Origin of the sequence: uncultured Leifsonia sp. (assembly GCF_945957465.1) — a bacterium.
Taxonomy (GTDB): Bacteria; Actinomycetota; Actinomycetes; order Actinomycetales; family Microbacteriaceae; genus Leifsonia.
On record NZ_CAMFLC010000076.1, the window covers coordinates 1 to 11,289 of the forward strand.

Sequence of the window (11,289 nt, forward strand, 5' to 3'; positions counted from 1 at the left end):
ACCATCCCCAACTTCGAAATCGAAGAAACCCTGCCAACTACTTGACGCGGGACACATCGGCGTGGGCGGCGGCGCAGATGGGAGCGGGGCAGGCCAGCCATGCGACCCAGGTGCAACGGGAGCAGCCCTACCTTGAATCAGCGGATGGTCATGTTCAAACGACTAGTTCTTGCATGGGAGCCATGGGCGGGTGAAACAGGCGCGCGTTGGGTCGCACGTGCACACAGCCCATTGTTGGTCGTACTCATCACCCTCGTCGCCGGATGGCCGGTCGGGGTCCTACAGGCCACCATGAGCGGACCCGGAGCGCATGCCATTCTGAGCGTGGCAAACGGTCTCGTATTCCCTGTGGTGATTTGTGAATGCGTGTGGTGGGCCGTCCGGTTGCGCAATCGGCGTCGCACGTTACGGCGGATGTTGGCCCGGGAGGGACTCGAGCTCGATCGAAACCCTGCGATCCTCTCGCCAACGAGGTTTGCGTCATGGTGCGCTTCGGAGAAACTCGAACGGGAGACGGTGCGCTCCGCGATCGAAGCGGGCTTCGACTCTCACAGTGGCTTTTGACCGTTCGCAGTGGGAACCTTCCCGGAGGGCGGGCCGGCCGACGCCGGCCGCCTGAGCCGTCTGCAGGGCGCGACGGTAGGGGGAGCTGAACCAGTCGGCCTCCGAAGCATCGCGATCGCGCACCGCCTTCGCCAGCGTCGCCGCCTGCGCCCGGCCGAGCGGCGAGAGCGGAACGTCCGCGTCCCCGGCCTCGACGGCGATCGCCTCGGCGCCCACGGCCTCCGCCTCGGCGGCCGGGACGTTCGCCGTGCTCTCACCGTGGCGGATGAGCAGCAGCCGCGCCGTCACGAGCGTCCCGCCCACTCCAGCACGCGCAGCGCACGCAGCGTGTTCCACCTGCTCGGTTCGCCGACCGTCTCCATTCCGATCAGGGCGCGCCCGGAGTGCTCGTGGTCGAGCAGCCAACGCCCGTCGATTTGCCTGCGTGACGCCACCACGTCGACCGCCTCCGTCACCCGCGCGTCGGCGGGGACTCCGGCCGCACGCAGATGGTCGAGGCCGCGCAGCAGATCGAACGCCCAGTAATACGGGAAGCTGAACACCAGCCAGCCCTCGTCGATGACCGAGCCGTCGCGGAGCCGTCGCATCAGACCGCGCGACAGCAGGTACTCGTGCCCGCGGTCGATCGCCGCCGACACGTCGGTCGGCCCACCGGCATCGCGGTAGGCGACGAGCCCCTCCAGCGCACAGATGGTGCTGTGGAACGAACCGGGATCGTCGCGGGTCTCGGCGTAGCAGTTCCAGCCGCCGTCGGTCTGCTGCTCGTTCAGCAGACGTTCGACGATGAGGTCGCTCGGGTGGCCGAAGCGGGACCCGGCGACGAGGACGCGCCCGTTGATGCACGGCTCCACCTCGCCGTCGAAGAACGGATGGTTCCACCATTCCTCGCCCCAGTCGACGTTGCGCACCACCCGGTCGACCGCGATGCGGGTCCGCTCGCCGTCGGCCGGCGCGCCGAGGAGGGCGAGCAGCAGCATCGCATCGTCGACACCCAGCCGGTCCTCCGGCGTCCACACGCCCGCGCCCCAGGTGCCGTCCTCGCGCTGGAGGTCGAGCAACTCGGCGACCCAGCCCTCGGTTTCGACCTTCGCGCGCTCAGCGGCGACGACGCCGTCCGGTTCGTGCAGCAGGTCCCGTCTCACCTGCCAGCGGATGGCCGGGTCGCCGTCCAGAAGCCAGTCCAAGACGTCCACGGAGCACACGGTACTCCGTCGTCTCAATTGCTGGAGCAGGCCGCCGGCGCGACCGCTGGCGGCAGGGAGTCCTGCGCGCACACCTGCGTGCGGTCGCGCAACTGCCAGGCGCCGTTCACCCACTGGAAGACCGAGGTTGTCTGCGATTCGGGATGGTTCACTCCCGCCGCGGCCCAGCCGCCGCTGCAGACGAGGTCGGAACCGATCGTGCCTGTGAGGCCGGCGGCCGCGAGAGCCCGCTGCAGCGCCGCCGAGCTGCAGTCCGGCGCGTCGGCGCCGGGAGTGGTCACCGGCGCCGTTGCGGTCGGAGCCGGAGTCGGCGATGAGGGCGGTGTCGGGCCAGGCGAGCCGGTGGGCGGGCCGGCCGATCCGGCTGCGACGCTCCCGTAGGCGAGCGCGCCGAGCGGCCCGTCGATCCGGCCGACGGTCCTCCAGGTCGTCCCGTCGTCGCTCGAGGTCACCTGGGTGCTCGCGATCGAATGGGCCTGATTCAGCAGCTCCGCATCCTCGCTCCCCGCGAGCCAGCGGCCGCCGCCGTACGCGAGACCGTGCGGCAGTTGCTTCTTCAGCGACTCGGGGCCGGAGGTCGACCATGCGCTGCCGTCGGCGGCGGAGTCGATCAGCGTGTCATCGATGGCGGGCTGGCCCGTGGCGGCGTCGGCCGGGTATGTCGTCGCGGCGGCGATCCGCCAGGTCCCGGCACCGTAGGCGACCGTTCCTTGGGCCTGGTCGGCGATCGGGGTGCCGGCGACGGTCCAGTTGCTCGCGTCGGTGCTCTGGTAGACGGGCACCTCGCTCTTCGGCTCGTACATGGCGTACGCCGTCGTCAGCCACCGGCCGCCGCCGTACGCGACCGACCAGAAACCGTCGAGCCCGGGTGTCGTGACCGTCGCCGTCTTCGTCCACGTCGTTGCGTCGCCGCTGGAGTACACCATCGCTTGACCGCTCGCCCCGGACAGGCCCACGGTGTCGCTGTATCCGGTCGCCGGATCGCCGACCGCCAGCCACCGCCCGGCGCCGAAGGCGACGCCTCGGAGTCTCCCGTCTACGGTCGCCGCGGTCGTCCACGCCGTGAGGTTCGAGGAGGTCAGGACCTCCGCACGGATCGACGACTGGTCGTCACGCTGCGCGACGGCGACCCAGAGGCCGTCTCCCCAGGCGAGTCCGTCGACCAGCGTGTGCTGGATCGTGGCCGCGTGCGTCCAGGAGCTGCCGTCCGCGCTCGTCCACAGGTCTGTCTGGTCCACCAGCCCGATGTCGGCGGAAGAGCTCCAGGTGGCGGCGGCCCAGATGCTCGCCCCGGCTCCGACGGGCTGCCGGTAGACCCGGCCGGTCGTCAGATCGACCAGCGGCAGGCTGCCGTTCGCAGCTCCCGGAGTCACCATGATCACCGAACCCGCACGGTAGCCGGCCCAGCGCGTGCCGGTCGTGGCGGTCGACGACACCGAGAGCGGCTGAGGCTCGGTGAGCGGGTTGCCGCAGTTGCACTTCACGCGCGGGAACCCGGTCGCGTCCACCAGCACGGCGGTACCGGCCTGCAGGATCGCCGGGAAGGAGGTGGCGGCGCCCGAGCGGTAGCCGTGGTTCTGCACGAGCGTGTCGCTGCCGAGGACCGCCGGCGTCAGGCCGGCCACATACGACGCGATCTTCGCGGGGGCGATGCCGAGCACCCGTGCCCACGCCGCCGCCTTCGCCGGTGCGCCGCCGAGGAACGTCACGAGCTTCTGGGGGTCGCACACCTGCGCATCGCCGCTGCCTCCGTAGAGGCCGGGGGTCGCACCTCCGGCGACCGGCGTGCCGGTGCCCTCGGCCTTGGGGAAGGACGCGCGGAGCCCGGCGGTCTTCTCGGCCACCGCTCTGCTTGCGGCCGGTGCGGGGTCGCTCTGAGTGGACTCGGTGAACGGGTTCGGACCGGCGCTCCCTGCGGCGACCAGCGTGAGCGGGGCGGAGGCCGCCGAGCGCCCGATCGCGATGCCGCCGAACACGGCGGCAGCGATCACGACGACGGCGGCGACGATGCCACCGATCAGCCACCGGCGACGTCGGTTGCGTGGGCCCGGAGCGGCGGCGCCATCGCCCGTCGGTGCTCCCGGGCCGGAGCCCTCAGACATAAATATGAGAATAGCTCAGATACACCGGGTCGTACCAGTGGACATGTCGTTTCGCGGCCCCGAAGGGCACGTAAGTGCCCTGATTCCCCGGCCTTGAGGGCGTCTACTCGCCCTTCGGCAGCCCCTGGAGCGCAGCGCTCACGCGAAGGACTGGGTGCCGAGCACCGAGAGCAGCGCCAGCTTCTCGGCGGCCTCCGTGCGCGGCGCCGCGGTGAGCACCAGCAGGCACTGCGAGAGGTCCTCGGTGAACAGCGCCTGGCAGTCCAGCTCGATCGCACCGAGCTCCGGGTGGAGGAGCGTCTTGTGATCCTCGAACCGCCGGGCGACCTCGTGCCGCTCCCACAGGGCGGCGAACTCGGGGCTGCGCTCCAGGAGCGCGCGCACGAGTTCGCCTGCTCGCGACTGCGGACCGAGCGCGCCGTAGGCATCGCGCAGCGACGCGACCTGCGCCCGGCTCTGCCGATCGCGATCGGCCTCCGGATACATCGCCCGCGCGGTCTCCGGATCGGTGAACCAGCGGTAGTACTCGCTGCGCTCCAACCCCGTGTAGCCGGATCGGTCGCCGAGCAGGGCGACGGCCAGCCGGTTCTGGAGCAGGGTCTCGCCGAGGTTGGACAGCACCAGCGCCGGAGTGTCGTCGAGCCGGTCGAGCACGCGCTGCAGCGCGGGAGGAACGTGTGCGCCGCCGAGGCGGTCCGGGGTGTTGTGGCCGGCGATCCGGTAGAGGTAGTCGCGCTCGTCGGCGGTCAGCCGCAGTGCCCGCGACAGGGAGGCGAGCATCTGGTCGCTCGGCTGCGGACCGCGCCGCTGCTCGAGACGCGTGTAGTAGTCGTTCGACATCGCCGCCAGCAACGCGACCTCCTCGCGCCGAAGGCCGGGAGCGCGTCGCCGTGGTCCCGACGGCAGACCCACGTCCTCCGGGCGCAGCGCCTCGCGATGGCGGCGGAGGAAGTCGGCGAGGGCGATACGGTCCATGAGTCCATCATGCGCCGCCGCGCGCCGGTCGGCCAGGGATCGCGGATCCCCCGATGGACGCTCCGCTCCCGCCGCCGTGCGGACGCCAGCACAGTGGAGGCATGGACATCACAGGGAACACCGTCTTCATCCCCGGCGCGACCAGCGGAATCGGTCTCGCCCTCGCCGTGGCACTGCACGAGCGCGGCAACACCGTCATCGTGGGAGGCCGCCGCGGGGAGCTCCTGGAGCGCATCGCCGCGGAGCATCCCGGCATCGACACGGTCGGCATCGACACCGCCGATCCCGACAGCATCCGCCAGGCCGCGGACACCGTGCTCGCGGCTCACCCCGAGCTGAACGTGCTGATCGCCATGGCCGGCATCATGCGCGTCGAGGACTGGCACAGCCCCGACGGCTTCCTCGCCTCCGCCGAGTCGATCGTCACCACCAACGTGCTCGGTCCGATCCGGTTGATCGCGGCGTTCGTCGAGCACCTGCAGACCCGGCCGGCCGCGACCATCGTCACCGTGTCGTCCGGCCTCGCATTCACCCCGCTGAAGGTCACGCCGAGCTACAACGCGAGCAAAGCGGCCATCCACATGCTGAGCGAAAGCATCCGGCTGCAGCTCGCGGACACGTCGGTCCGGGTCGTGGAGCTGGAGCCGCCCGCGGTGCGTACCAGCCTTCTGCCGGGTCAGGAGGAGAGCGAGTTCGCGATGCCGCTCGATGAGTTCGTCGCCGAGGTGATGCAGCTCATCGAGACCCAGCCGGACGCGACCGAGCTCCAGGTCGAGCAGGTCAAGTTCCTCCGGTACGGGGAGGCCCGCGGCGACTACGACCGCGTCGTCGAGATCCTCAACGCGTCCGACCCGCACGCGCGCGAGTCCGCCGCCTGAGGCGCGGCGGCCACCCGGGCGGCGCGGGTCGGGCGGAGCCGCGGAAGCGCCTCAGGACGGGTACTCCGGGGTGAGCGAGAGCCAGGCGGCCAGGGCGTCGATCTCGGCGCGGACCGCGTCCCGTACGTCCGGCGCGAACGGCTCGTCCTCGTGCAGCGCGGCGACGCGGAGCACGCCGGCCGTGCGGTCGGCGGCCGCATCGAGCTTGCCGATCAGCCGGTCGCCGTGCAGGATCGGCAGCGCGAAATAACCCCAGCGGCGTTTCGCCGCCGGCTTGTACATCTCGAGCACGTACTCGAAGCCGAACACCTCCTGCGAGCGCACCCGGTCGTGCACCAGACGGTCGAAGGGCGAGAGCAGCGCGGTGCGTCCGATGAACGGGAGGCCGACCGCCTGCGGGTCCACGCGCCACTCGCGCGTGCTCCCGTCGACCCGGGCCGGCTCGCCGGCGTCGCCGACGAACGCGCGCCGGGCGATCCCGAGCGCACGCAGCCTCCGCTCGTCGCGCAGGCGGCCGGCCTCGGCCTCCGGCACGATCTCGGTGCCCGCCGGGTAGACACGCTCGCCCAGATCCCAGGTGCGCTGGCGGCCCACGCGGCCGGCGACCGCGACCTCCCCGCGGCCCTGAAGCAGCTCGAGAAGACGGGTGACGTTCTGGTTGTGGGTCCAGCCGGTCGAGCTCCACGGCACCGTGGCCGTGTCCGGGATGTCCTTCGACAGGGTCGGGCCGTTGTCGCGCAGCACGGCGAGCACGTCGCTGCGGAAGCCGTCGTTGGCCTCCAGCCAGGCGGCGGCACGCGGCAGCCCTTCGGGCCAGCGCGACATCCGGTCGAGCTGCAGTCCGAGATCGGAGACCGGCCGGACCATGGCGAACGGCGGGGTGATCGGGTCGTCCATCGCCTTGACCTCGTAGAGAAGCCGATCGCGCTCGAGTGCGTCCACGAGCTCTGCGGGTCGGTAGCCGGAGCCGAGCCTCGAGTAGGCGATGAGGTCGGCGCTCGGCGCGATCGCCGCTGTCGGGTCGAGTTGCAGGAAGGTCAGCGACTCGACCAGCGGGACGAGCCCGGTCGGCCGGTCTGCCGCGAGCCGCTGCGCCCGGACGGCGATCCTCCGTGCTTCATCGCGGTCGAGCGTGAGGGTCATGCCCCCACGCTAGCGGGAGGCCGCCCGCCCCGGCCGCCCTGTCCTCACGAGTCGACGCGGGCGCGACGCCGGCGCAGTGCGATGGCGCGGACGAGCACGGGTCCGACCGACAGCACCACGATCGCGATGAGGACGAGGTCCAGGTACTTCGACACGAAGTCCGCGACCCCGGGGATGTGACCGAGACCGTATCCGATCAGCACGATGGCGGCCGCCCAGATCGCGGCGCCGATCACGTTGAAGGCGCTGAAGACGCCCCACCGCATCCGCCCGACACCGGCGGCCACCGGGGCGAACGTGCGCACCACCGGCACGAAGCGGGCCACGACCACGGCGCCGGAGCCCCAGCGGTCGAAGAAGCGCTGCGTGCGGGCCACGCTCGCCCGGCTGAACAGCCCGGACTCCCGCCGCTCGAACACAGCGGGTCCCGTCCTGCGGCCGATGAGGTAACCCACCTCCCCTCCGGCGATCGCGGCGATCGCGACGGCGACGATCACGAGCCAGAGCGGCTGCGGGATCCGCCCGGTGAGCGTGAGCACGCCGGCGAAGAAGAGCAGGGTGTCGCCCGGAAGGAAGAAACCGAGCAGCAGCCCGGTCTCGGCGAAGATGATCGCGCAGACGCCGAGCAGCGCCCACGGACCCGCGGCCTGGATGAGGCCCTGCGGGTCGAGCAGGCCGGAGTGGAGGAGGGACAGGGAGGTCATCGGGTCCTTTCGTAGAGCGCCACGAGAGCGTGGTGGGTGGGGATGCGCGTGGTGGTCTCGTGGAAGCCGAGCGCCGTGAGGTCCGCCACGCCGTAGGTGTCGGGTGTGGAGGGTGTCGCGGCGTACTCGACGAGCCAGACCCGGTCGATTCCGTCGAACCGGCCGAGCTGGGCCGCCCGCCGCACAGAATACGCGCTGTCGCGCCACGTCGTGCGCGTGGCGAACGGCGCCGCGAGCGTGACGTCGGCGGTGGCTGCGAAACCGGCCGGATAGGTGTGCAGGGCGAGCCGGGGGAGCCGGGACGGGCGGGTGCTCTCGTCGAACACCACGGCGTCACCGGGAATCGCGTTCGCGCCGACGGCCGCCGAGACTTCCGCCCAGTCGCTTCCGTTCTTGGCGTACGGGGTGCGCTGGTCCAGGTAGGCGGGCACGGTCAGGGCCACGACGAGTGCGGCGGCGAGGAGACCTGCCCAGCGTCGCCACCGCAGCAGGTCGTCGACACCGCAGGCCATCAGGAGCGCCGCCGCCGGTGCGCAGAACGACACGTACCGAGCGGTGAAATCGGGCACGACCTCCTGCACCGCGATCAGGATGCCCGTCGGAAGCGCGAGCCAGACGAGGGCGAGGGGCACCAGCGACGGCAGGCGGGTGGCGGACAGGAAGAAGAGGCCGCCGCCGGCGGCCCGGGCGACGAGCACCCGCTGCCGCGCTTCCGTCACCACCGCGAGCGCGATGAGGGCCCACGCCACGATGGCGACCGGCCACGCGTCCCCGAACCAGAGTCCGCTGAAGAGTGTCTGCGGTGCCAGCTGGGGGATGGCTCCGAGGTAGGCGATCTGGTGGTGCTGGCTCACCGCGACCACGATGAGCGGTGCGGACGACAGTAGGCCTCCCGCCGAAGCGAGCGCCCAGCCGGCGACCACGCGGCGGGGTGCCCGCGACGCGGCCACGACGACGCCGTGCACCACGACGAACAGCACGGTGTAGAGGAAGACGTAGACCCCGACGGTGAGGAGCGCGCCGTAGCCGACCCACCATCCCGCGCGCGGGTGTTCCCGGTCGAGGATGGCGATCAGCAGCACGGTCAGCCAGGCGACGATCGCCGCCGAGAACGCGAACGACCGGGCCTCTTCGCCCATGTAGGTGACGCGGGGGAGGACGGCGCACAGCAGCCCGGCGACGATCGCGGCACGCGTTCCGCGCAGGCGCGCGGCCAGGAGGACGACGGCCGCAGTGGCGAGGCCGACGGCGACCGCGCTGGGCAGCCGGACGGCGAAGGGGGAGAAGCCGACGAGGCCGCCCCACGCGTGCAGACCGAGGTAGTACGTGCCGTGCACCGCGTCGACGTGGCCGAGCATCCGGAACAGCGACGGCACCGGACGCTGCGCGGACATGATGCTGGCCGCTTCGTCGCCCCAGAGCGACGGGATCCAGGAACCGGCCGCCGCGAGAGCCGTCGCGAGCACGCCGAAGACCGCCGCGAGGGTCGCGGGGCGGGCGACGCGGGCGATCCCCGAGGAGGGAGCCGGCCGCAGCATCGTGACAGACAGGGTCGGCACCGTCCTCTCGGTTCAGCGTCCGAGCCCAGTCAATCCACGTCGTCCCCAGAAAGGTCCAAGACGAGCGTGAACGGCGGGAGGACTCTCGGTGACGTTTCGCAGGCCGCGCTCCCGATCGCATGCCCGGGAATAACAGGCACACCCCGGTGTTGAACTTGAGTGCAAGTAGCTCAACTTTGAGAAACTGGAGATCAAGTGCCCGAGAACTTCACCCCCGACGGTAGCGGCGACAACTCGTTCGACGAGTTCCTTTCGCGCTACCTCGCGGGCGAGCGCGCCCGCGCCGCGCGCTCCATCGACATCAGCCGCTTCCTCAGCCGGCGCACCCAGGAACTCCTCGCCGAGGCGGGCCGTTACGCTCTCGAGCACGGCCACCGCGAGCTCGACTCCCTGCACATCCTCCGCGTCATGGCGGGGCAGGAGCCGGCGTCCGACGCCATGCGCCGGATCGGCGTCGACCCGAACGCGGTCGCCGCTGCGGCCGAGCAGCGCCTTCCGGCCTCCGGCGAGCCCATCGACGCCGACGGCGCGTCGATCACGGCGTCCGCTCAGCGCGCGCTGTTCCACGCCTACCAGGTCGCCCGCGCCTCGGGATCGACCTACATCGACCCCGAGCACCTGTTCTTCGCGCTCGTCATCAGCCAGGACGCCCCCGCCGGGCAGGTCCTGCAGGCGGCAGGCGTGACCCCGGACTCGCTCACCAACGCCATGCGTCAGGCCGCCACGGTCGGCGCGGGAGCCGAGACCGCCTCCGACGCGGCCGCGGGCGACTCCGCCACTCCGATGCTCGACAAGTTCGGCACCGACCTCACCGCGCTCGCGCGCGACGGCGGGCTGGACCCGGTCATCGGCCGACTCGACGAGATCGAGCAGACCGTCGAGATCCTCTCCCGCCGGACGAAGAACAACCCCGTGCTGGTGGGCGCGGCCGGCGTCGGCAAGACCGCGATCGTCGAGGGCCTCGCCCGCGCGATCGTCGCCGGCGACGTGCCCGAGCAGCTACGCGACAAGAAGGTCGTCGCGCTCGACCTCGCGGGGATGGTCGCAGGCACCCGGTACCGTGGCGACTTCGAAGAGCGGCTCACCACGCTCATGGACGAGATCAGCGCAGGCAAGGACGAGCTGATCGTGTTCGTCGACGAGCTGCACACCGTGGTCGGCGCCGGAGGGTCCGGCGAATCCGGCGGGATGGACGCGGGGAACATCTTGAAGCCCCGGCTGGCCCGCGGCGACCTCCACCTGGTGGGGGCCACCACGCTCAAGGAGTACCGCCGCATCGAGAAGGACCCCGCCCTGGAGCGCCGCTTCCAGCCGGTGACGGTCGGCGAGCCCGGTGTGGAGGACGCGGTGCTCATCCTCGACGGCCTGCGCGCCGCCTACGAGGAGCACCACGGCGTCAGCTACACCCCGGAGGCGATCCGCGCCGCCGTGGAGCTGTCCAACCGGTACATCTCGGACCGCTTCCTGCCCGACAAGGCCATCGACCTGATCGACCAGGCGGGCGCCCGGCTGCGCCTGTCGCTGGGCAAGCGCGTCGACGTGTCCGAGCTGATGCAGAAGCTGGCGACGCTGGAGTCCGAGAAGAACTCCGCCGTGGCGAGCGAACACTACGAGGAGGCGTCCCGCCTGCGCGACGAGATCGAGGCCGTGCAGCGCTCGATCGACGAGCTCGGGTCGGCCCGGCACGCTGCGGCCGTGGACGCCGTCGTCGACGAGGCGGAGATCGCCGCGATCATCTCCCGGGCGACCGGCATCCCGGTGTCGCGCATCGGCGACGCCGACCGCGAGCGCCTCGCCGCGCTCGAGTCGGAGCTGCACGAGCGCGTGATCGGCCAGGACGACGCTGTGACGGCGGTCGCGAAGGCGGTGCGCCGCAACCGCACCGGTCTCGGCGACGAGCGCCGGCCCGTCGGGTCGTTCCTGTTCCTCGGCCCCACCGGTGTCGGAAAGACGGAGCTGGCCAAGTCGCTGGCCGCGTCGCTGTTCGGCGACGACAAGGCGATGATCCGCTTCGACATGAGCGAGTTCGGCGAGCGCCACACGGTCGCACGCCTGGTCGGCGCCCCTCCCGGGTACGTCGGCTACGACGAGGCCGGTCAGCTGACCGAGCGCGTGCGCCGCAACCCGTACTCGGTCGTGCTGTTCGACGAGATCGAGAAGGC

General features: G+C 71.5%; 9 protein-coding genes. 2 read left to right on the forward strand and 7 right to left on the reverse strand.

The features are described from left to right. Positions 1-480 precede the first annotated feature (480 nt). The 4 genes from Q0Q23_RS18795 to Q0Q23_RS18810 all read right to left on the reverse strand — a co-directional run bounded on the left by Q0Q23_RS18795 (position 481) and on the right by Q0Q23_RS18810 (position 4,843). Positions 481-867 carry a phosphoglycerate mutase family protein gene (locus tag Q0Q23_RS18795; protein WP_295127899.1) on the reverse strand — a complete coding sequence of 129 codons (387 nt, stop codon included), beginning with the start codon at positions 865-867 and terminating at the stop codon, positions 481-483. Then, a complete protein-coding gene (locus tag Q0Q23_RS18800; protein ID WP_295127902.1) occupies positions 849-1,757 on the reverse strand; it encodes a hypothetical protein in 909 nt (302 codons plus the stop codon). Before Q0Q23_RS18800 ends, Q0Q23_RS18795 begins: the two co-directional genes overlap by 19 nt. A 23-nt stretch (positions 1,758-1,780) precedes the next feature. Beyond that, positions 1,781-3,868, reverse strand: coding sequence for a DUF6777 domain-containing protein (locus tag Q0Q23_RS18805; RefSeq protein ID WP_295127905.1), 2,088 nt, complete (start codon positions 3,866-3,868; stop codon positions 1,781-1,783). Positions 3,869-4,006: 138 nt separating this feature from the next. Continuing rightward, positions 4,007-4,843: a helix-turn-helix transcriptional regulator gene (locus tag Q0Q23_RS18810; RefSeq protein ID WP_295127908.1), complete on the reverse strand. Its 837-nt coding sequence runs from the start codon at positions 4,841-4,843 to the stop codon at positions 4,007-4,009. Between the two features lie 101 nt (positions 4,844-4,944). On the opposite strand from Q0Q23_RS18810, the gene Q0Q23_RS18815 reads away from it, so the two are divergent. Continuing rightward, a complete protein-coding gene (locus Q0Q23_RS18815) occupies positions 4,945-5,721 on the forward strand; it encodes an SDR family oxidoreductase (protein WP_295127911.1) in 777 nt (258 codons plus the stop codon). A gap of 51 nt (positions 5,722-5,772) precedes the next feature. Here Q0Q23_RS18815 and Q0Q23_RS18820 read toward each other — a convergent pair whose 3' ends face one another. The 3 genes from Q0Q23_RS18820 to Q0Q23_RS18830 are packed head-to-tail and all read right to left on the reverse strand — an operon-like array spanning position 5,773 to position 9,127. Then, a complete protein-coding gene (locus Q0Q23_RS18820; RefSeq protein ID WP_295127914.1) occupies positions 5,773-6,864 on the reverse strand; it encodes a DNA glycosylase AlkZ-like family protein in 1,092 nt (363 codons plus the stop codon). A gap of 44 nt (positions 6,865-6,908) precedes the next feature. After that, entirely contained in the window at positions 6,909-7,568 is a 660-nt protein-coding gene (locus Q0Q23_RS18825; RefSeq protein ID WP_295127919.1) for a DedA family protein, read from the reverse strand. Continuing rightward, entirely contained in the window at positions 7,565-9,127 is a 1,563-nt protein-coding gene (locus Q0Q23_RS18830) for a glycosyltransferase family 39 protein (protein ID WP_295127922.1), read from the reverse strand. The genes Q0Q23_RS18825 and Q0Q23_RS18830 overlap by 4 nt, the downstream gene beginning before the upstream one ends. Positions 9,128-9,322: 195 nt before the next feature. Here Q0Q23_RS18830 and Q0Q23_RS18835 point away from each other — a divergent pair. Continuing rightward, a partial coding sequence (locus Q0Q23_RS18835) for an ATP-dependent Clp protease ATP-binding subunit (protein ID WP_295127925.1) occupies positions 9,323-11,289 on the forward strand: 1,967 nt, incomplete at its 3' end.